Source organism: Faecalibacterium sp. i25-0019-C1, assembly GCF_042854225.1.
Taxonomy (GTDB): Bacteria; Bacillota; Clostridia; order Oscillospirales; family Ruminococcaceae; genus Faecalibacterium; species Faecalibacterium taiwanense.
Genome location: NZ_AP031428.1, coordinates 146,583 through 167,505, shown reverse-complemented (window position 1 = coordinate 167,505; position 20,923 = coordinate 146,583). Strand labels below are relative to the sequence as shown.

At 59.5% G+C, this 20,923-nt stretch carries 21 protein-coding genes; 6 read left to right on the top strand and 15 right to left on the bottom strand.

Going from position 1 to position 20,923, the window contains the following annotated elements:
• Positions 1–13: 13 nt before the first annotated feature.
• A complete protein-coding gene (locus ACGHUK_RS00820; RefSeq protein ID WP_223388351.1) occupies positions 14–904 on the top strand; it encodes a LysR family transcriptional regulator in 891 nt (296 codons plus the stop codon).
• Between the two features lie 78 nt (positions 905–982).
• Here ACGHUK_RS00820 and ACGHUK_RS00815 read toward each other — a convergent pair whose 3' ends face one another.
• Positions 983–1,930: a transketolase family protein gene (locus tag ACGHUK_RS00815; protein WP_223388352.1), complete on the bottom strand. Its 948-nt coding sequence runs from the start codon at positions 1,928–1,930 to the stop codon at positions 983–985.
• Position 1,931: 1 nt separating this feature from the next.
• Positions 1,932–2,783, bottom strand: a complete 852-nt coding sequence (locus ACGHUK_RS00810; RefSeq protein WP_097774567.1) for a transketolase — start codon at positions 2,781–2,783, stop codon at positions 1,932–1,934.
• 14 nt (positions 2,784–2,797) lie between these two features.
• On the opposite strand from ACGHUK_RS00810, the gene ACGHUK_RS00805 reads away from it, so the two are divergent.
• The gene (locus ACGHUK_RS00805) at positions 2,798–3,217 is read left to right on the top strand and encodes a hypothetical protein (protein ID WP_223388353.1); all 420 of its coding nucleotides are present in this window, start codon (positions 2,798–2,800) and stop codon (positions 3,215–3,217) included.
• A 51-nt stretch (positions 3,218–3,268) separates the two neighbouring features.
• Positions 3,269–3,799: an ECF transporter S component gene (locus ACGHUK_RS00800; RefSeq protein ID WP_390575824.1), complete on the top strand. Its 531-nt coding sequence runs from the start codon at positions 3,269–3,271 to the stop codon at positions 3,797–3,799.
• 341 nt (positions 3,800–4,140) lie between these two features.
• Here the strand turns inward: ACGHUK_RS00800 and sstT are convergent, their stop codons facing one another.
• The 11 genes from sstT to ACGHUK_RS00745 all read right to left on the bottom strand — a co-directional run bounded on the left by sstT (position 4,141) and on the right by ACGHUK_RS00745 (position 14,813).
• Complete coding sequence (gene sstT, locus ACGHUK_RS00795) at positions 4,141–5,388, bottom strand: serine/threonine transporter SstT (protein ID WP_371290345.1); 1,248 nt, start codon at positions 5,386–5,388, stop codon at positions 4,141–4,143.
• A 346-nt stretch (positions 5,389–5,734) separates the two neighbouring features.
• Positions 5,735–6,238 carry an N-acetyltransferase family protein gene (locus tag ACGHUK_RS00790; RefSeq protein ID WP_371290147.1) on the bottom strand — a complete coding sequence of 168 codons (504 nt, stop codon included), beginning with the start codon at positions 6,236–6,238 and terminating at the stop codon, positions 5,735–5,737.
• 200 nt (positions 6,239–6,438) lie between these two features.
• On the bottom strand, positions 6,439–6,828 hold the full coding sequence (locus ACGHUK_RS00785; protein ID WP_120080402.1) for a helix-turn-helix transcriptional regulator: 390 nt from the start codon (positions 6,826–6,828) through the stop codon (positions 6,439–6,441).
• Positions 6,829–7,228: 400 nt separating this feature from the next.
• Positions 7,229–7,897 (bottom strand): phosphate signaling complex protein PhoU, encoded by a 669-nt coding sequence (phoU, locus tag ACGHUK_RS00780; RefSeq protein ID WP_332375802.1) that lies wholly within the window; start codon positions 7,895–7,897, stop codon positions 7,229–7,231.
• A gap of 14 nt (positions 7,898–7,911) precedes the next feature.
• The gene (gene pstB / locus ACGHUK_RS00775) at positions 7,912–8,679 is read right to left on the bottom strand and encodes a phosphate ABC transporter ATP-binding protein PstB (protein WP_097774560.1); all 768 of its coding nucleotides are present in this window, start codon (positions 8,677–8,679) and stop codon (positions 7,912–7,914) included.
• Positions 8,680–8,846: 167 nt separating this feature from the next.
• The gene (gene pstA / locus ACGHUK_RS00770; RefSeq protein ID WP_097774559.1) at positions 8,847–9,704 is read right to left on the bottom strand and encodes a phosphate ABC transporter permease PstA; all 858 of its coding nucleotides are present in this window, start codon (positions 9,702–9,704) and stop codon (positions 8,847–8,849) included.
• Positions 9,697–10,608 carry a phosphate ABC transporter permease subunit PstC gene (gene pstC / locus ACGHUK_RS00765; RefSeq protein WP_390574606.1) on the bottom strand — a complete coding sequence of 304 codons (912 nt, stop codon included), beginning with the start codon at positions 10,606–10,608 and terminating at the stop codon, positions 9,697–9,699. Before pstC ends, pstA begins: the two co-directional genes overlap by 8 nt.
• Before the next feature lie 91 nt (positions 10,609–10,699).
• Positions 10,700–11,593: a phosphate ABC transporter substrate-binding protein gene (locus ACGHUK_RS00760; protein ID WP_390574605.1), complete on the bottom strand. Its 894-nt coding sequence runs from the start codon at positions 11,591–11,593 to the stop codon at positions 10,700–10,702.
• 318 nt (positions 11,594–11,911) lie between these two features.
• Positions 11,912–12,460, bottom strand: a complete 549-nt coding sequence (locus ACGHUK_RS00755) for a twin-arginine translocation signal domain-containing protein (protein ID WP_390574604.1) — start codon at positions 12,458–12,460, stop codon at positions 11,912–11,914.
• 122 nt (positions 12,461–12,582) lie between these two features.
• Positions 12,583–13,182 (bottom strand): GNAT family N-acetyltransferase, encoded by a 600-nt coding sequence (locus tag ACGHUK_RS00750; RefSeq protein WP_097774556.1) that lies wholly within the window; start codon positions 13,180–13,182, stop codon positions 12,583–12,585.
• Positions 13,183–13,346: 164 nt separating this feature from the next.
• Positions 13,347–14,813 (bottom strand): PTS transporter subunit EIIC, encoded by a 1,467-nt coding sequence (locus ACGHUK_RS00745; RefSeq protein WP_044953914.1) that lies wholly within the window; start codon positions 14,811–14,813, stop codon positions 13,347–13,349.
• 456 nt (positions 14,814–15,269) lie between these two features.
• On the opposite strand from ACGHUK_RS00745, the gene prmA reads away from it, so the two are divergent.
• Both prmA and ACGHUK_RS00735 read left to right on the top strand, forming a co-directional pair.
• Complete coding sequence (prmA, locus tag ACGHUK_RS00740; RefSeq protein WP_005943732.1) at positions 15,270–16,184, top strand: 50S ribosomal protein L11 methyltransferase; 915 nt, start codon at positions 15,270–15,272, stop codon at positions 16,182–16,184.
• A gap of 239 nt (positions 16,185–16,423) precedes the next feature.
• Positions 16,424–17,167, top strand: coding sequence for an RsmE family RNA methyltransferase (locus tag ACGHUK_RS00735; RefSeq protein ID WP_349137309.1), 744 nt, complete (start codon positions 16,424–16,426; stop codon positions 17,165–17,167).
• 46 nt (positions 17,168–17,213) lie between these two features.
• Here the strand turns inward: ACGHUK_RS00735 and ACGHUK_RS00730 are convergent, their stop codons facing one another.
• Positions 17,214–18,821 (bottom strand): phosphoenolpyruvate--protein phosphotransferase, encoded by a 1,608-nt coding sequence (locus ACGHUK_RS00730; protein WP_097781137.1) that lies wholly within the window; start codon positions 18,819–18,821, stop codon positions 17,214–17,216.
• Positions 18,808–19,998, bottom strand: a complete 1,191-nt coding sequence (locus tag ACGHUK_RS00725; RefSeq protein ID WP_097774552.1) for a patatin-like phospholipase family protein — start codon at positions 19,996–19,998, stop codon at positions 18,808–18,810. Before ACGHUK_RS00725 ends, ACGHUK_RS00730 begins: the two co-directional genes overlap by 14 nt.
• Before the next feature lie 146 nt (positions 19,999–20,144).
• Here ACGHUK_RS00725 and ACGHUK_RS00720 point away from each other — a divergent pair, with 146 nt between their 5' ends.
• Positions 20,145–20,795: an HAD family phosphatase gene (locus ACGHUK_RS00720; protein WP_097781135.1), complete on the top strand. Its 651-nt coding sequence runs from the start codon at positions 20,145–20,147 to the stop codon at positions 20,793–20,795.
• Positions 20,796–20,923 lie beyond the last annotated feature (128 nt).

Here is a 20,923-nt window from a genome sequence, read left to right as displayed (position 1 = left end):
GAGCTTTTTTCGGATGAACGACCACCAGCTGCTGTGTTTTCTCACCGTGAGCCGGACCCTGAATTTTACCACAGCCGCCCGGGAGCTGTACTGCACCCAGCCCGCCCTCAGCTACCAGATCCGCAGTCTGGAAAAGGAGCTGGATCTGGCCCTGTTTGAGCGCAGCACCACCCGCGTGGCGCTGACCGAAGCAGGCCGGGCCTTTGTGCCGCAGGCGGAGGGGATCTATCGCAGCATCCTGAACGCCCGCACCGCACTGAAGGGCTTTGCCCGGCGGCGCACACTGACCCTGCGCCTGCCGCCGGTGCTGCTGCAGCGGGATCCCATTTATCCCATCCTGATGGCACGGCTGCACGCCGCACTGCCGAGATATAAGTTTGCGGTGGACACTCGGCCCGTGTCACGCAACCCCCACGAAATGCTCTGCAGCGAGGCAGACGCAGCCCTCTATCTGCCCTTTGGGCCGCTGCAGCCGGAGATCGAGCGCACCCCCATCCTGCACAACACCTTTTACCTGATCGTATCGCCGGAGCACCCGCTCACAGGGCGCAGCACTCTGGCGCTGGCCGATCTTGCCGGGCAGCAGCTGTTTTATGAGCCGCTGTATCAGGAAATGGTGGATCTTGCCGTTGTTCAGCCCGGCCTGCCGTTTTCCGCACCAAGCTGGCACATGGTGGAAAACTACGAGTGTGTTTACAACGATCTGCTTGCTGGGCGCGGCATGTTTTTGTGTCCGATGAAATACCCGGCCTTTCCGGCTGCATGGTATCTGCCGCTGCAGCTGCCGTTGCCGGACACCTGTCTGCTGACCCTGCGGGACGACCCGCGTCCCGAGATCCAACGGCTGCGGGAGGTATTTACCGCTGTATACGCCAGCCGTGCAAAGCTGCTGGGCGAAGAATGAACGCAAAAAGGGGCTGCTGCACCTCGTTTTGAACGAACGTGCAGCAGCCCTTCAGCTCTTATAATATTCCGGACAGCTTTATTTGCCCAGCATTTCGTGGGCAGTCTTGCAGATGGTAGCGGCATCCAGACCGTAGAACTTCAGCAGGTCCCATGCAGGGCCGGAGCAGCCGAACACGTCCTGCACGCCCACGCGGCGCACAGGGGTGGGCAGCTTTTCGCTCAGCACGGCGCAGACGGCCTCGCCCAGACCTCCGATGACATTGTGCTCCTCGGCGGTGATGACCTTGCCGCACTCCTTTGCAGCCTTGAGGACGATCTCCTCGTCCAGAGGCTTGATGGTGTGGATGTTGATGACCCGGGCATGGATGCCCTCAGCGGCCAGCTGCTCCGCGGCAATGCGGGCTTCGTTGACCATCAGGCCGGTGGCGATGATGGCAATGTCGCTGCCCTCAGTGATCTGCTCACCCTTGCCGATCTCGAAGTGATAGTTCTCGGCATCGTGGAACACAGGCACAGCCAAACGGCCAAAGCGCAGATAGACGGGGCCTTCCATTGCGTAGGCAGCACGCACAGCGGCGCGGGCCTCCACATCGTCGGCGGGGCAGATCACGGTCATGCCGGGGATGCTGCGCATGAGGGCAAAGTCCTCGCAGCACTGATGGGAAGCGCCGTCCTCGCCCACCGAGATGCCGCCGTGGGTGGCACCGATCTTCACGTTCAGGTGGGGATAGCCAATGGAGTTGCGCACCTGCTCAAAGGCACGGCCGGCGGCGAACATGGCAAAGCTGGAAACAAAGGGCACGTAGCCCATGGTGGACAGGCCCGCAGCCACGCCCATCATGTTTTCCTCGGCAATGCCGCAGTCAAAATGACGATCCGGGTAAGCCTTGCGGAACATACCGGTCTTGGTGGCAGCAGCAAGGTCTGCGTCCAGCACCACCAGATCCTCGTGGCCTTCGGCGGCCAGCTCCTTCAGGGTGTTGCCGTAGCTTTCACGGGTAGCGATCTTCTTCACATCTGCCATCTTAGTTTTCCTCCTGCTCCAGTGCGGCGTATGCGGCGTTCAGTTCCTCAATTGCGATCTTGTACTCGTCATCGTTGGGGCCCTTGCCGTGCCAGTCCACAGAGTTGGTCATATAGGAAACGCCCTTGCCCTTTGTGGTGTCCATAATGATGCAGGTGGGCTTTGCAGTCTCTGCATGGAATGCCTGCATGGCGGCTTCGATCTGGTCGTAGTCGTGGCCGTCGATGGTGACAACATTGAAGTTGAAGGCCTTCAGCTTCTCTTCCAGCGGGGCGCTGTTCATCACGGTCTCGGTGGTGCCGTCGATCTGCAGGTGGTTGCGGTCCAGCACAACGCACAGGTTGGAAAGGCCGTAGTGTGCGGCAAACATGAAGGCTTCCCAGCACTCGCCCTCTTCCACCTCGCCGTCGCCCAGGATGGTGTAGACGTTGATGGGCTTACCGGCGTGCTTGGCACCCAGTGCCATGCCGCAGGCGGCAGACACGCCCTGACCCAGACTGCCGGTGGACATATCCACACCCGGGGTCTCGTTCATGTTGGGGTGGCCCTGCAGATAGCTGCCGATCTTACGCAGGGTCTTAAGGTCTTCCACCGGGAAATAGCCGCGCTCTGCCAGCGCTGCATACAGTGCCGGTGCAGCATGGCCCTTGGACAGCACCAGACGGTCGCGGTCGGCCTTCTTGGGGTCCTTCGGGTCAATGTTCATTTCCACGAAATAGAGGTAGCTCAGCAGCTCGGCGATATCCAGACTGCCGCCCGGATGGCCGCACTTTGCGCTGTGCGTGCCCTCGATCACGCCCATGCGGATGTGGCAGGCGTGCTTGGCCAGAGTAAGTTTTTCTGCATTTGTCATGATGGTCCTCCCGTATGAACCTCAGATTTGCACATGTTCAAAAAAGCCTTTCGTCAGCGCCGGTGCAGTCCTGCTGCCCGCAGCGCGCTCTTTTTCAAGTTTATATTAGCTATTCTATGCAAAAAGGTCAAGCTTCTTCATGCAAAATGTACACACGCGGGGAAATATTCATTGAAATTTGCCGCTTTTTGGTTAAATTGCAGGCTTTTTGCCGTATCTTGACAAAGCCAGAGGCATCTGCTATATTTTTCACAGATTCCGGCAGGAAGCCGGGTGCGCGGACAGAAGTCCGTGTTCTCCATCCTGATGGAGCATTTTATCCACCGCTGCGCTTACGCAGCGGTGCAGCGCAAAGCCCACAGGGGGCCTTTGCGTTCTGCCATCTTATTTTTGCTGCTATAGACACCACGAAGGGGTCTGCCGTTGGCTTGTAAGCCGGGCAGACCTCTTTTTTGTCTGGCCAAAGGAGGAAGCTTTTTATGAAAATGAACCCCCATTCCACCACCCGCAGCCTCGTGCTGGCTGCACTGTTCCTTGCACTGGCCTTTGTGCTGCCCATGATCACCGGCCATGTGCCGCAGGTGGGCAACATGCTGTGCCCGATGCACTTTCCCATTCTGCTGTGCGGCTTTGTGCTGGGCGGCCCATGGGGCCTTGCCGTGGGCTTCATTGCTCCGCTGGTGCGGTCGGTGCTGTTCGGCATGCCGCCGATGTTCCCCATCGCCATCTCCATGGCCTTTGAGCTGGCCGCCTACGGCCTTGTGTCCGGCGTGCTCTGGCACAAGGTGAAGCATACCGTGCCCATGATGTACGCTTCTCTTGTCACCGCCATGGTGGCAGGCCGTTTGGTCTGGGGTGCAGTACGCTTTGTGCTGGCCGGCCTGACCGGTTCCAGCTTCCCGTTCAGCGCGTTTTTGTCCGGCGCGCTGCTCACCGCCGTGCCGGGCATCGCGGCACAGCTGGTGCTCATCCCGCTGATTTTGGTGGCTTTGCAGAAGGCAAAGGTCATCGATTGACTTACGATTTAGGCTGCCCTCCGCTTTGCTCTAGGCATAAACAGCGGAAATTTTATTTTTATTATTACAGAAGAGCAGCGGCTGCGGCCGCTGCTCTTCTGTTTTTTCACGGGAGGGGCCGTAATGAAAACGCCCTGCTGCCCGTTACATCTTTTCCCGTAAAAAGCGAAGGGGCTGTTGCCAAGGACTCCCTCAGTCACGGCTTCGCCGCGCCAGCTCCCTCACGGAGGGAGCCTGACATGACGGTAAGCTGTGAAGCCTCCCTCATTGAGGGAGGTGGCATCGCGTAAGCGATGTCGGAAGGAGTTTGGCAACAGCCCTTTTCTATATTTTTAAATTTTTCAGTTCTTCTTACCAGTTAAAAACTCCGGCAGGGACTTGCCCTGCTTGCGCCACTGATGGTACTCGGCGGTGGCAGCGAACTCCACGTCACCGGCAGAGTTCAGGGCAGTCTCAACAGAGTCCTGCACCACGCCGATGATGAAGCCGACACCCACCATCTGCATGGCGACATCGTTGGAGATGCCGAACAGGGAGCAGGCCATGGGGATCAGCAGCAGGGAACCGCCGGCCACGCCGGAAGCACCGCAGGCACCCAGAGCGCTCATAGCGCTCAGCACGATGGCTGCAGGCAGAGACACCTGAATGCCCAAGGTGTTAGCAGCGGCCAGCGTCATGATGGTGATGGTGATGGCGGCACCGTCCATGTTGATGGTGGCGCCCAGCGGAATGGAGACGGAGTACATATCCTTGTCCAGACCCAGCTTTTCGCACAGGGCCATGTTCACGGGGATGTTGGCGGCGGAGCTGCGGGTGAAGAAGGCGGTCAGGCCGGACTCACGCAGGCAGCGGAACACCAGCGGATAGGGGTTGCAGCCCAGATAGATAAACATGATGAAGGGGGAGACGATGAGGGCCATGAACAGCATGGTGCCCACCAGCAGAGCCAGCAGCTTGCCGTACTGGGTAAAGATGGCAAGGCCGTTGCCGGAAACATTGGTGTAGACCAGACCCATGATGCCGAAGGGTGCCAGATTGATGATCCAGCGCACGATCTGGGAGACCGCATCGGCGGTGTTTGCCATAAAGGTCTTGGTGGTGTCAGAGCCGATCTTCTTCATGGCCACGCCGAACATGCAGGCCCAGAACAGGATGCCGATGTAGTTGCCGCTCATGATGGCACTGACGGGGTTTGCCACAAAGTTGGTGAGCAGAGTGCCCATCACTTCGCCCAGACCCTGCGGCACCACGTCCGACTGGGCAGCGTCTGCCAGCACGACCGTGACCGGGAACATAAAGCTGGTCGCCACTGCGATGGCCGCAGCCAGAAAGGTGGTGAGCATGTACAGCCAGATGACCGTGCCGAAGCGGCGGTCCAGCTTGGAAGAGCCCTGTGCCAGAGCACTTGCCACGATCACGAACACCAGCACCGGGGCGATGCCCTTCAGTGCGCCAACGAACAGGTTGCCCAGTTCACCCACCCAGCCTGCACCGGGGGCCACCAGAGCCAGCACCGCACCGATGAACAGGCCGATCAGAATGCGAACGATCAGACTGATGCCGTTGTAGCGGGCAACTGCCTTATTCAACGTTTTCATATAGACACTCCTCTTTCCTATTGTACGCCAATGGCGTACAGTTTCCTGTCTCTTACACAAGGACGGGTGTTATTATAGCACATACGGCAGAGAAATGAAAGCGTTTTCAGACATTTTTCGTTCACAAATTTGCATTCAGGTCGGTGCCCATGAGGGTTTTCCGTTGATCTGTATTTGTAGTGAGGACAGATTTAACCGTTCGCGGCTTCGTTCTCTCCGTCACCGTCGAGCGGCGCAGGGCAGAGCGAGCGGGGGCAAACAAAAAAGCCTGCGTGCGCAGTCCTGCATGGCAGGCTCTGCATCCGCAGACCGGGGCTCTTTGGGGGTGTATTCTGTTTCAACCCAGCGGCTGGGTGGGGGCAAGCTTCTGGTAGGCAAAGCGGGGCGAGCCGTCTGCCACATGGATGATGCCGCAGCGGGTAAAGCCGTTCTTTTCCAGCAGATGCTGCATGATCTTGTTGTCGGCGTGGGTGTCGGCACGCAGGCTCTGGCAGTGCTCCATGCTCCAGTCCAGCACGGCCTTGCCCACGCCCTTGTGCTTTCCGGCCGATGCCAGACGGTGCACCGTGCCATAGGGCAGGGTATCGTCCAGCCACTGGCCGTCCTCAATGGCGGCGTAGGTGGGGTCTGCCCCCAGAATAAAGGCAAACACGGCCTCGATCTGGCCGTTGACCACATAGAGGAACAACCGGTTCGAGTCGATATCCTCCTCCAGCAGTTCCTGCGGCGGGAAATTATCCCCCCACTGGGTCGGGTTACCGGATGCCTTCATGACTGCACGTGCATGGGCGTAGATCTTCAGGATCTGGGGCAGATCCCCTCTCACTGCTCCACGAAACATTCATTCCACCTCGTCTTTTCTGCGCTGCGCTCGGTCCGGCACAGCACTTTGAGAATTGTTCTTATTGTACTACAAATTACCATAAAAATCCAGTTCCCGCACCAAAGTACCTTAAAATGCTCCAAAACGGCAAAAAGCAGGGGCTGCTGCACTTTCGGCTAAAACGATGTGCAGCAGTCCCTGCTGTTAGAGCAAGTACCTTATGCGCTGGCGCGGCCATGGCCGGTGCGCACCAGCCGGTATTCCCGCGGGCTGAGACCATACCGCTCGTGGAACAGGCGGTAGAAATAGCTGGTGTTCTCGTAGCCCACCAGAGAAATGATCTGCTGGATGTTCATGTCGCTGCGGCGCAGCATGCGGGCAGCGGTCTCCATACGGTGCTTTTGCAGCAATTCCTTATAGGTGCGTCCGGTCTGGGCACGCACGCACTCGCTGACATATGCCAGCGAAACGCCGTACTCCCGTGCCACGTTGGAAAGGCTTGCTTCGCGGTAATTCTGGGTGATCTCTTTGAGTGCCGCCTGCACCAGTGCTTCGCGGCTGACCGTCTCGCTGCGTGCTTCCAGCGGAAAATGCTTCATCTGTGTCATTTTGATCTTCCTCCATAAAGGTGCGGCGGGCGGGGACTGGGGGAAGCCGGACACCCGCCGCACAGAGATCGCAGGCCCTTTGCCGGCCCTTACACTTCTGATACGAACCGGCCTGCCGGAATATTGCAGAAAGCTAAAAAACTTTTATTATTTTTCGTTGTAGGAGTCAGACCCCTCTCAGTCACGCCTGACGGCGTGCCAGCTCCCCCGAAGGGGGAGCTTTATCGGCACGAACCGGTAGATGCTTAAAAGCTCCCCCCTTCGGGGGAGCTGGCGAACGCAGTGAGCCTGAGAGGGTTTTCGTCTTACAGAAAAAGACCGCTTCCGCACCGGGCAGAAACGGCCTTTTTCAGGAGAAATAAAGAAAACACGAACCCTCAAACATGAGGAAGGGAAATGCTCAGAACATGCTCTCGTCCTTATAGCGGCCGGTGCGCACGAACTGCACCCACTCGGCCACATTCACGGCGTGGTCGCCGATGCGCTCCAGATACTTAATGACCATCAGCAGGTCCAGCGCTGCGTCCACCTTGCCGGGATCTTCGGCGATCTCCTGCGCCAGCTGATGCTTGATGGCGTTGAAGTCGTAATCCACCTCGTCGTCTGCGGCGATCACCCTGCGGGCGGCATTTTCGTCCTCTGCCGTCAGGGCATCGAGGGCATTCAGGATCATCTGGTGAGCCTTTTTGCCCATGGCAATGGCCTGACTTACCGCCGCGTCGCCCTCTTTGCGGACGGTGACAAGGTGGGGGATGATCTCGGCGATGTCGGCGGCATGGTCGCCGATGCGCTCGATGTCCGTGACCACCTTCATGGCAGTGGAGATGCGGCGCAGATCGCCTGCCACCGGCTGCTGACGCAGCAGCAATGTCATGCAGCGGTGCTCGATATCCCGCTCCATATTGTTGATGCGGGCATCCTCCTTCACGATGGCCGCAGCCGCATCGGCATCAGCAACGCAGAGCGCTTCCAGAGCGTTCTCCACGGCATCGGCAGAGTTGCGGCCCATTTCGGTCAGCGAATTTTTCAGCGATTCCAGATCGGTGTCGTACTGTTTACGGATACTCATAGCTGTTTCCTCCTTTAACCGAACCGACCGGAAATGTAGTCCTCGGTGCGTTTATCCTGCGGTGCGCTGAAGATCTGGGCCGTGGGGCCCACTTCCACCAGCTCGCCCAGCAGGAAGAAGGCGGTGCGGTCGCTGATACGGGCCGCCTGCTGCATGTTGTGGGTAACGATGACCACCGTGTAGTTCTTCTTCAGTTCACTCATCAGCTCCTCCACCTTCATGGTGGAGCCGGGGTCCAATGCGCTGGTAGGCTCGTCCATCAGCAGCACTTCGGGCTTCACCGCCAGTGCGCGTGCGATGCACAGACGCTGCTGCTGTCCGCCGGAAAGGCCCAGCGCGCTCTTTTTCAGGCGGTCCTTCACCTCGTCCCACAGGGCCGCGCCCCGCAGCGAGCTTTCCACCAGCTCGTCCAGCTCAGCCTTATTGCGCACGCCGTGCAGCTTGGGGCCGTAGGTGATGTTGTCGTAAATGCTCATGGGGAAGGGATTGGCCTTCTGGAACACCATGCCCACCCGGCGGCGCAGGTCGGTAAGCTGCATTTCCCGGGCAAAAATATCCTCGCCCTTCAGCCGCACATCGCCCTCGATGCGCACATTCGGCACAAGGTCGTTCATGCGGTTGAGGGTCTTTAAAAAGGTGGACTTTCCGCAGCCGGAAGGGCCGATGAGCGCGGTGATCTCCCGCTCGCCCACGTCCAGCGAGATGCCTTTCAGCGCCTTGAAGTCGCCGTACCAGAGGTTCAGGTCTTTTGCCGATATCACCGGCATGTTCGTGTTTTCCATAGAGTACCTCATTGTTGAATTGGAACGAACCCTCTCAGTCACGCCTGATGGCGTGCCAGCTCCCCCGAAGGGGGAGCTTTTGATCATCTGCCGGTCAGCACCACTCTAGCTCCTCCTTTGGGGGAGCTGGCATTGCGCAGCAATGACTGAGAGGGTTTCTTCTCTTTTTACTGTTTCTGTTTCAGCTTGGTCTTTGCCAGCCGCGCCGCAAGGTTGATGGCCAATACCAGCACCAGCAGCACCGCACCGATGCCCCATGCGGAAGCAAAATCGCCGTCCTCAAAGGCACGCAGGTACAGCAGCACCGACAGGGTGGCACCGTTGGAGGTGTAGGCTTTGGCCACGCTCTTGGCAATGACCTCTGCGGCACCGGCGGTGAAGAGCAGGGCGGCACTTTCGCCCACGATGCGGCCCACAGCCAGAATGCAGCCGGTCACGATGCCGTCGATGCTGCAGGGCAGCACGATGGTGCGGATGATGTGCCACTTGCCTGCACCCAAGCCCATGGCACCCTCACGGTAGCCCTGCGGCACCGTCTTGAGGGATTCCTGCGTGGTTCGGATGATGGTGGGCAGGTTCATGACCACCAGCGTAAGTGAACCGGACAGCAGACAAGTCTGGAAGCCCAGCGCCTGACTGAACACCAGCATACCCACCAGACCGTAGATGATGCTGGGGATGCCCGCCAGCGTTTCGTTGGTGAACTCAATGACCTCGATGAGCCGCCGGTTGGATGCATACTCGGTCAGGTAGACCGCCGCGCCCACGCCCAGAGGCAGTACGATCAGTAATGTCAGCACAATGACATACAGTGTGTTGAGGATGGCAGGCAGGATGCCGTCGGTCTTTTTCAGCACACTGGCGGTGGTGGAAAGGAACTTCCAGCTGATGTGGGGGATGCCCCGCACCAGCACCATGCCGATGATACCGGCCACCAGAACCATCACCAGAACGGCGCTGGCCCAGACCAGTGCGGTCATGACCCGGTTCCACATCTGACGGGAAGGCGAAAGGCCCTTATTCATCCCGGCTTCCTCCCTTCAGCACAACGTTCAGCACAACATTGATGATCATGATAAAGACGAACAGCACCAGCGCGATGCTGAACAGCGCCTGCCGCTGCAGACCGCCGGCATAGCTCATCTCCTTGGCGATGGCGGTGGTCAGGAAGGTGACGCTGCGGAAGGGGCCGTCCGGCATGTTGGGGCTGTTGCCTGCCACCATCATCACCGCCATGGCCTCGCCGATGGCACGGCCGATGCCCAGCACAATGCCTGCGGCAATGCCGCTTTTGGCTGCCGGAATGCTGATCTTGAACCATGTTTCGGTGTCGGTGGCACCCAGTGCCAGACTGCCCTGCTCATACTCCGGCGGCACGGCGTTCAGTGCCGTGACCGACACGGACACGATGCTGGGCAAAATCATGATGGAAAGCACCACGATAGCGCTCAGCAGGCAGGCACCGGAAGCCTTGCCGAAGGTCTTTGCCACGGCGGGCACCAGCACCTGCATGCCCAGCAGGCCGAACACCACGCTGGGGATGCCGGACAGCAGCTCGATGGCGGTGACCACCACGGTGCGCAGCTTGGGGTCGGCGGCCTTGGAGAGGAACACCGCCGTCAGCAGGCCGATGGGCACACCGATGATGGCAGCGCCCAGCGTGCCGTAGATGCTGGACAGGATAAAGGGCAGGATGCCGAACAGCGGCTGGGCCGCCGTGGAGGCCCACTTTGTGCCGAACAGGAATTGGAACAGGCCGATCTTGTGGATGGCCGGCACGCCGGAGATCACCATGTACACCGAGATGAGCACCACGCAGCCCACAGCCAGCATACCGCACAGGAAGAAGATGAAGTTCATCACCGCTTCCAGCCATTCGGCGGGGGTGCGGGGCAGCCGCACCCGGCTCAGATAGGATTTTTTGTTCATAGCTGAAATCCTTTATAAAAGCCGCGTCGGCCCGCAGAAACGGCAGCCCGACGCGGCGGGGTATTTTGTGAACGGCCTTGCCCTCTAACCGTTACTCGTTCACCGGCACAGCGCCTGCGGTGCGGATGAGGTCGGCAGCGTCCTTGCTGGTGGCAAAGTCCACAAAGGCCTGTGCCTGCTCCGACAGGGTCACGCTCTTGTTGGTGACGAACACGAAGGGACGCTGGATCTTGTAGCTGCCGTCCTTGACGGTATCCTCGCTGCACTCCACACCCTCCACAGTGACCATGGCGACGGTGTCGCCCACAGCGGACAGGGAAGCGTAGCCGACAGCCAGAGGATTGGCCTCCACAGCGCTGATGACAGCGCCGGTAGCGGTCAGCTCCTGTGCGTACTTGCAGCTGTCCTTCACGTCCACGATGCTCTCAAAGCCATCACGGGTGCCGGAACCGGCCTCGCGGCCCACCAGAACGATCTCGCCGTCGTCGCCGCCCACATCCTTCCAGTTGGTGATCTCGCCGGTGAACATCTGCTTCAGCTGGTCCACGGTCAGGTCTGCCACCTTGCTGGCCTTGTTGACAACGATGGCGATGCCGTCCAGAGCCACGGTGGTGCCGTCCACATCGTTCTTCTCGTCGTCCTTCAGGGCGCGGGAGGACAGGCCGATGTCCAGCGTCTTATCGGTAGCACCGGTGATGCCTGCGCCGGAACCGGTGGGGTCGTAGCTGACGGTGACACCCGGCTCCACCTCGGCAAAGCCCTCGGTCAGGGCTGCGATGACGTTCTTCATAGAGGTAGAACCGCCGGTAGCCACATTGCCGGACAGGGTGCCTGCAGCGGTCTCAGCAGCGGCAGAAGAAGAGGTGGACTCCGCAGCAGAGGATGCCACAGTGGAAGAGGCTGTGCCGCCGCAGGCGGTCAGAGCCATAGCCGCAGCAGCAGCGCCGCAGACAGTGATAAACGAACGACGAGTGATCTTTTTCATAACCCTTTTCCTCCAATAAATGCCGGAACGCCGTTCCGGCCGATGTTTTCTTGTGTTTTCCTTGGGAACGGCCTAATTGTACCGCACCGCCGTGTGCGCTGCGACCATGTACGCGCAAAATGGAGGTAAAGCTTTTGCACAGGCTCCGGCGGCTGTGTCAAGCCTGCGTAAAGCCGGCATGAAAAGCCTGTACTCAAATTTTACAAACAGGATAAATATGCCGAAAATGCCATTTTCTGGCTGGGCAAAGTGACAAAAAGCCGCCGGGCACTCCTTTTCAGGAATGCCCGGCGGCATGACGCTCACGGGATGATTTTATTATGCCTGCGGTGCGGCATTGGTCACGACCAGACCGTTCTGCTCACCGTTCCAGTACAGATACAGATAGCCCGGTGTATTGTTGATGGTAATGGTCAGCTTGACCGGTGTGCCATTCTTAAACGCTGCAAAATCCTCTTCCTTCTCAAAGCTCAGTTTCAACTCCACTTCGGTCTTTTTTAGAAATGCGCTCAGAAAAGGCATGTTGGAAGCGACCAGACTGTCGCTTCCGTTCGGTGCATTCGTGCTCAGTGCAGAATCACCAATGGTGCCCACAAACATGCCCTGATACTGCTGCGAAACAAAGGTGCTGTTTTTCGTGTCCAGCGTCAGCCGTGCAGTGGCTGTGATATAATTGCTGCTGTTGGTGCCCGTGCCGCCGACCCAGAAAGCCTTTGCATTGTAGACTTTTGCGGTAAATGCGCCGATCTGTACCTCATCCTGTGCCAGACCGCCGCCGCAGCCGGTCAGCACGCCGGACAAAGAGATCGCTGCAGCCGCAGCTGCTGCGCTCTTCATAAAGGTACGCCGGGTCATTTTTTCTGCCATAACATTGCCCTCCTCTAAAAGCGTTTTTCTGTGCTTTTAGCGTACCACTTTTTGGGAGTCTGTCAACAAAAATATGACAAAAAGGCGCTCTGTACACATAATTTGCACAGAGCGCCTTCTGCTCAGCAGTATTTTGTTCCGTCCGGGCAGTAGAACTGCACGTACTTCTGCCACTCGGTCTCGCTGATGGTGCGGCGGTAGCAGTCCACCAGGGCATCCACGGCCTGCCGGTCCGCAAAGGTACCGGCACCCGGGCAGTCCAGCACCAGAATGCGGAACCATGCATCAAACAAGTGCTCGGTGAAGCCGGTGTCCCGCGCGCCGCACCGGGAGTAAAAGCCCAGCCGCCGCACAGCCATAGCTTCGTCCTCTGCCTTATCCGGGCATTCGGCCTCAATGAGGATGGCCTGCGCACCGCGCTCGTGCTGCGGCAGGTCGGCCAGCAGCTGCGCGCCCAGCCCTGCAGCACGGTATTCCGGCAGCACGGCAAAGTAATCCAGCTGGCTCACCCTGCTGCCTGCCGGGCGCACCATGAGCAGGTACGCCGCCAGTGTTTCGCCGTCGAACACGCCCCATGTGTGGGCTGTGCCGTCCGCTTCGCTGTTCAGGATCATGCTCAGGGGCTTTAGCTCCGTGGGCGGAAAGTCCCGCCGCATTTCGTCCAGATAGACCCGCGTCAGTTCTTTTTCGTTCAGTTTCCGCCAGCTGTACACTTTGCTCATGGTTTTTCCTCCCGTATCTGCCTTTTGAACCAGTATAGCACACTCCGCGCGGGAACGCAAAAAGCCGCCGGGAGCGGCAGGTTCTGCCCTTCTCCCGGCGGCTTTTATGGGAATGCAGGAGCAACCAGTCTCCCGCACAAACTCCGTTCAGAATGCTGTGTGCGTTACAGCATCTTCTTCAGCTCGTCGTACACGAACTGAACCTTGGTGCCGATGATCACCTGGCAAGCGTTCTTGCTGGGGCGGATGACACCGGCAGCACCAGCGGCCTTGACAGCCTTCTCGTCCACCTTGGCGTTATCCTTGACCTCAAAGCGCAGACGGGTTGCGCAGTAACCAACTTCCTTCACGTTCTCCTTGCCGCCGACAGCAGCCAGAACAGCGGAAGCGACTTCGGTATAGTTGTTGTTTGCCAGAACGACCTTCTTCTCGGCCTCTTCGTCCTCGTCCTCACGGCCGGGGGTCTTCAGGTCGAACTTGGTGATGGCAAAGTAGAACACTGCGTAGAACACCACGAAGGCTGCGATGCCCAGAGGAATGATCATCCAAGTCTTGGCAGCTGCGGGCAGGGAAGCGGAGAACACCAGGTCGGTGGCACCTGCGGAGAAGCAGAAGCCGGCACGGAAACCGGAGTAGTAGGTGATGACGGTAAAGATGCCGTACAGAGCAGCGTACACAACGTACAGGGGGAAGCACAGGAACATGAAGCCGAACTCGAAGGGCTCGGTAACGCCGCAGACGAAGGCGCAGATTGCAGCGGACAGAACCAGGCCGATGGCAGCCTTCTTGTTCTTAGCGGTCTTGACCATAGCCAGAGCAGCGCCCAGGACACCGAACATCATGCAGGGGAAGAAGCCGGACATGTACATACCAAGGCTCCAGCCCACATCAGCAGAGGTCTCGCCAGCCCAGAAGTGGCTCAGGTCGCCCAGACCGATGGTGTCGAACCAGAACACGTTGTTCAGAGCGTGGTGCAGGCCGGTGGGGATGAGCAGACGGTTCAGGAAGGCGTAGATGCCGGCGCCGATGCCGTCCATGCCAGCGATGCCGTTGCCGATTGCGACCAGAGCGTCGAAGATGACGGGCCAGACGAACAGCAGAACAACGGACACCAGAATGGAGATCAGACCGGTAGCGATTGCAACGAAGCGCTTGCCGGAGAAGAATGCCAGCCAGTCAGGCAGCTGGATATCCTTGAACTTGTTGTAGCAGGCAGCGCCCACAACAGCGGCCAGAATGCCGATGAAGGAGTTGCCGGCGACCTTCTGGAAGGCGATGTAGGTAGCAGTGCCTTCTTCCAGGTGACGGACCATGCCGACCACACCGGGGTTCAGCAGCTGCTGCATCATCAGGAAGCTGACCAGACCGGCCAGACCTGCGGTGCCGTCGTTGTCTGCAAGGCCGACAGCGGCACCAATGGCAAACAGCCATGCCATGTTATCGATCAGAGCGCCGCCTGCCTTGACCAGCAGGAAGCCAACGGTGTAAGCTGCACCGGAGGTTGCAGCACCGGGAACGCCCATAACGCCCGGAGCAAGGGCATAACCAAGACCCATCAGGATGCCGCAGATCGGCAGGACCGCGACGGGAAGCATCAAAGCTTTGCCCAGTTTCTGGAGATACTTCATCATAAAGCACATTCCTCCTTAAGAAATGTTTGTGTTTACAGACGCCTCTGGTTGCAGGCCGTCCATAATTCCGTAATAGAATAGTAACATATTTCCGCAAAAAAAGAAAGTCCCTTTCGCCTTTTTTCTATCAAAATGCATCAAAAGTCCTCATTTGGCAGTTTTTCAGTCGATAATTTTTAGTTTTTCCGCACAAGGGTCGTCTTTGTGTTGAAAATTCTTTTCTTTTTACGTACATTTTGCCCAAAGGCTTGCATCCCACAGCCGAATCGGGTACTATACTATTATAAAGAACATGCGCCCTCTCAGGCCGCTTCGCGTCCAGCTCTCCCAAAGGGAGAGCCCTTGGCAAAACCGCAAACTTTGCATGGACTGCCAAAGCCTCCCACTTTGGGGGAGGTGGCATTGCGCAAGCAATGACGGAGAGGGCGAGGATGCAAAATAAAAGGAGACAGCATTATGGAATGGACTGATATCCGCCTGACCGTGGCCAAGGCCGATGCCGACAACGCCGAAGCCGTTGCCACCATGATCGCCGAGGGCGGCATCTATATCGAAGACTACAGCGACATCGAGCAGCAGGTGGCCGAGATCGCCCATGTGGATCTGATCGAGCAGGAGCTGCTGGACAAGCCCCGCGATACCGTTATCATCCATATGTATCTGGAGCCGGGCGCTTCCCCCGTGGAGACGCTGGCCCTCATTGCCGCCCGCATGGAAGCTGCAAACATCGCCTACACCGTGGAGACCGAAGGCGTGGAGCAGGAGGACTGGCAGAACGGCTGGCGCAAGTATTACCACCCCCTGGAGATCGGCAAACGGCTGGCGGTGGTGCCCTCGTGGCAGCAGTACGACACCGACCGGGTGAAGCTGATCCTTGACCCGGGCCTTGCCTTCGGCACCGGCGGTCACGAGACCACCAGCCTGTGCATGGAAGCGCTGGACGAGCGGGTGACCGGCGGCGAGCGGGTGCTGGACATCGGCACCGGCAGCGGCATCCTTGCCATTGCGGCGCTGAAGCTGGGCGCTGCCGTGGCCGAGGGCGTGGACATCGACCCTGTGGCCGTGCGCACCGCAGGCGAGAACGCCGCGTTGAACGGTGTGCAGGACAAGCTGACCGTGCTGGTGGGCGACCTTTCCGATAAGGCCAGCGGCAAATACGACATCATCACCGCCAACATCGTGGCCAATGCCATCCTGTCTCTGGCTCCTGCCGTGCCCGGCCTGATGGCGGAGGGTGCCACCTTTATTGCCAGCGGCATCATCGACAGCCGCAAGGACGAAGTGATCGCCGGGCTGGAAAAAGCCGGCCTTGCCGTTGTGGAAGTGAAGGAGAAGCGCGGCTGGGAGTGCATCGTCTGCAAGAAGGCGTAATTACAGAAGCTTTCATGATTTCTTTCAGCTGGCTTGCCCTCTCCGTCACCTTCGGTGCCACCTCTCCCAAAGGGAGAGGCCTTGGCAAAGAGATGAAGTTTGCGTGGACTGCCAAGGGCTCCCACTTTGAGGAAAGACTTCCCCCGGCCGGGGGAAGATGTCACCGTAGGTGACAAAAGGGGGAATCTGGATTTGCGAAGCAAAGACTGAGAGGGCGAGGACGTTTAAGGAGAACCACTATGCCGCACCGTTATTTTACCACCGAGATCTCTGACGGCACCGCCACCCTGCGCGGGGCCGATGCCCACCATCTTGCCCGCGTGATGCGCGCAAGGCTGGGCGATACTGTTATTTTATGCGACGGCAATGCCGTGGAATACACCGCCACCATCACCGGCTTTGGCGATGAGTGTGTGGAGTTCCGGGTGGAGCCGGGCTATCCCAGCGCCGCCGAACCCAGCGTGGAGGTCACTCTGCTGGCCGGCTACCCCAAGCAGGACAAGCTGGAGCAGATCATCAAGCACGGCGTGGAGCTGGGCGCAGCCCACATCGTGCCCTTCTTCAGCCGGTACTGCGTGGCGGCCCCCAAAAAAGAGGAGCAGAAGAACGAGCGCTACAACCGCATTGCAGCGGAAGCCGCCAAGCAGTGCGGCCGGGGCATTCTGCCGGATGTGGCCCTGCCGCTGGCAAACTTCGGTGCCGTGTGCCGCACCTTTGCACAGTACGACCTTGTGCTGTTCTGCTACGAGTGCGGCGGCGCGCCCCTGCGCGACCTGCTGGCCGCAGCAAAGCCCGCCGATGGTGAAAAACTGAAAATCGCCATCGTGACCGGAGCCGAGGGCGGCTTTGCCGCCGAGGAAGCCGAGATGGCCGCAAAGGCCGGTGCCAGAACGGTGGGCCTTGGCCCCCGCATCCTGCGGTGCGAGACCGCCCCGCTGGCCGTGCTTGCTTCGGTAATGACCCTGACGGGGAATCTGGAATAACAAAAAAGCAGCTGCGTTGCAGCTGCTTTTTTGTTATTTTCAGGGTTTATGTCTCTGCTTCCAGCAGAGCTTTCTTCACATTCAAAAGGTTCTGCGGACTCACCGAGAAGCTGCGCAGGCCCAGCTGCAAATACTGCACCGTGTTGGCTTGGTTGCCCACCGCAAGGCCGCAGATGGTCACCGGCACATTGCGAACCTTTGCGGCATCCATCACCATGGTGATGAGCTTTTTCATGGCCTTGCTGGCCGGACGGTAGTAGTGCTCGGCGCTAGCAAGCTCCCGGTCTGCCGCGTGGGTATACTGGGTCAGGTCGTTGGTGCCGACCACAAGAAAATCGACCCCGTGCTCTACAAATTCCTCAGCGGTCAGGCAGGCAGCGGGTACGCTGAGCATCACGCCGAACTTTGTATCTTCGTTGAACGCCACGCCGCGCTCCCGCAGGTGCTCGCGGCAGCGCTCCACCACACGCATGGCTGCGTCCCAGTCCTCTACATTCGTCACCATGGGGAACATCACCCGCAGCGGGCCGCGGGCGGCGGCGCGCAGCAGCGCACAGAGCTGCGTCTCGAACTGGTGGGGCTGGCGCAGACTGTTGCGGATGCCCCGCAGGCCAAGCTTGGAAGACTGCAGGCCCTGATAGGCGTCGGAAATGGTGCGGTCTGAGCCAAAGTCGAAGGTGCGCACCGTTACCGGGCAGCCCTTGGCGGCAGCAAGACAGGAGCAGTAGAAGAAATACTGTTCCTGCTCGTCCAGAATGCGGCCCGGCAGCATCATGTAGCCGGTGCGCAGCAGGCCCACGCCCTGTGCACCGGACTGCATGGCCGTGTCGATGTCCTCCGGCCCAAAGCAGTTGGCCAGCAGCTCAAAGGGCTGGCCGTCCTTTGTCCTGCTGGGCAGAGCATGCAGCTGCCCCATCTCTTCGTTCTCCCGCTGCAGCTCGCAGATGCGGGTCTCGGCCTGCTGGCGGGCGGCAGCGTCCGGGTCCAGCGTGCACTGGCCCCCGGTGGCATCCAGAATCACGGTGCGGCCGTCGCAGTCGTCCAGAAAATCCCGGCCCACCTGCACGATGCCCGGGATATTCATTGCCCGGGCAATGATGGCCGCGTGGCTCTGGCCGCTGCCCTCTGCCGTGATGATGCCTAAAATCATGCCGGAGGGCACGCTGAACAGGTCGGTGGGCATCAGCCGCTCTGCGGCAAGGATCACCGGGTGATCCAGCGCCAGCCACATGCGGGGGCGGTTGGTGATGATGTTGATGACCCGGCGGCTTGCGTCGAGGATATCCACACTGCGCAGCTGCATGTAGGGGTTATCCTTCATGTTGGCCAGCTGGTCAGCGTAGCGCTGGCCCACCTGATTCATGGCCGCTGCCGCGCCAATGCCTGCATTGATGCAGAAGCGCACCTCGTTCATCATGCCCTCGTCGTCCAGCATCATGCTCTGGAACTGGAAGATGGCCTGCTCGCTGGGTGCGGCACGGTCTGCCATGGATTCCAGCTCGTCCTGTGCGGTGCGGATGGCATCGGTGAGCAGCTGCAGCTCCCGGGACGGTTTAAAGGGGCCCACGGTCGTGGTCTCCACATGGTGCTCCAGACGGCTCACCTGCCCCAGCACAAGGCCGGGAGAAGCGCAGGAACCTTTATACACTTTCATGTTCGGTCACCTCCGGCAAAAGCTCGGCTTCCGGCGTGGTCAGGGTGCGCCAGACCAGCGCCTGCAAAAAGGTATTGGGCAGCAGCGCGGCCAGTGCGGCCCGCGCCGCATCGGCACTGCCCTCAAACAGCGGTGCAAAGCTCTGCATCCGTGCCTGATCGCACTTTGCAAGGAATGCATCGCACAAAGTATGGGTGGTGTAGTAATGGGCCGGGTCCACACCGGCATCTTCCGCGGCGGCTTCCAGCGGGGCAAGGTCGGCATCCTTCATCTTGGCCAGCAGCAGGGCCGCATCCGCCGTCAGGGTGACCGGGTATTTCTCCCGCACGGCCTTTTGCACCCGCTCAAATTTTGCGTGGAACGCAGCAGCGTCCGCGCAGCTCTGGGCATCACAGGAGACAGCATAGGCACACCCCCGCAGATATCCCATAGCGCGGCGGGTATCATAGTAGCCCAGCTCGATGTTGCGGCGGGCGGTGTCGGGGTCAAAGTGCAGGATATCGCCCAGCTCCCAGTAGCTGCGCACCATCACGGTGGGCAGGCCGGTGAGGTTGGGGCGGGTGATGCCCACGCCTTCCAGATCGACGCACACCAGTTCATCCGCGCCCATGCGTTTGGCAAGGCCGGTGGGCATGTTGTCGCTGTAGCCGCCATCCAGAAACTTGACCCCGTCGATCTCCCGCGCACGCAGCGCCGGGAAGCAGGCAGCGGAGGCCATCAGGTAGTCCTTGACCTTTCCTGCCGGGATCTCGTCCAGCGTCAGCTCCCGGGGCTTTAAGCCCCGCTGCTCCACAGTGACAAGGCCGAAGCGGATGGGAGCCGCGCGCAGGGCATCCTCGTCCAGAACCCGCTCCACGATCTCTTCCAGCGGGGTCACATCCATGCCGCCGGCTTTCACCACGCTGCGCAGGAACTGGTGCAGGGCCGAAAGGTCGGCATCCTCCTCCGGCAGCTCCATCACATCCTTGCTGCGGATGGCCAGCCACATATCGCGGGCCGTCTCGTACTGGTCCAGCACGAACATGGCACCGTTCAGGCTGCCAACGCTGGTGCCGGTAATGATCTGCGGGTGCCAGTCCAGCTCCATCAGCGCGCGCCACACACCCACCTGATAGCTGCCCCTGGCTCCGCCGCCCGCCAGCACCAGAGCTTTGCACGGAGCACTGCGTTCATCCATTGCATCCGCCTCCTTTGATCGTTTCCGGTTTTGTTCAGATTATAGCATATTTCCAGAGAGATTTCTTCCGTTTTTTGTAAATTGATGCCTTTCTCCCGGCAAAGAAACATGGTATACTTGTCAGGATTTCAAAAGGAGGCATTCTAATGCACTGCAAGCAATGGATCTTTGATATGGACGGCACCCTGACCGACAGCATGACCGTGGTGTGGGAGGGTGCCCCCGACGCACTGCTGCGCCGCTATGGCCGCACCCCGCGGGGGGATCTGCGCGCCACACTGCTGAACATGGGAATGCAGGAGGGCGCACAGTATCTGATCCGGGAGTACGGCCTGCCGCTGACCGAGGAAAGCTATTTTTCCGTGATGCGCGAGGTGATCGCCGAATTGTACGAGACCGTGGAGCTGAAACCCGGCGTGCGCACGATGCTGGCAAAGCTGCAGGCCGAGGGCGCACGCATGTGCATCTGCTCCAACACCTGGGCCGAACAGTGCCGCACCGTGCTTACCCGGCTGGGCATCGCGCAGTATTTCTCCTTCATCGTGGAAGCGCAGGGCGTGCTGCACAAAAGCCGCCCGGAGGTGTTCTTTGAGTGCATGAGCCGTCTGGGCGGTGCAGATCCCGCCGCCTGCGCCGTGTGCGAGGATGCCGTATACGCCGCCGCCACCGCCCACAAGGCCGGGTATTACGTCATTGGCATTGCAGACCGCACCTCTGCCGCCGACGAGCCGGAGATGCGCCGCATCTGCAGCCAGTTCGTGCCCCGGTGGGATGCGCTGGACTGGACACGTGTGTAAGAAAAAAGGGCCGCAGCGTGCGGTTCTTTTCTTTATCTGATCCTTCTTTGCTCTTGCATTTTGTGCGCAAGAAGAGTATGATATTATAAATAGGACTGCCCCAAGGGGGAAGTGTCCTCATTTGTGAG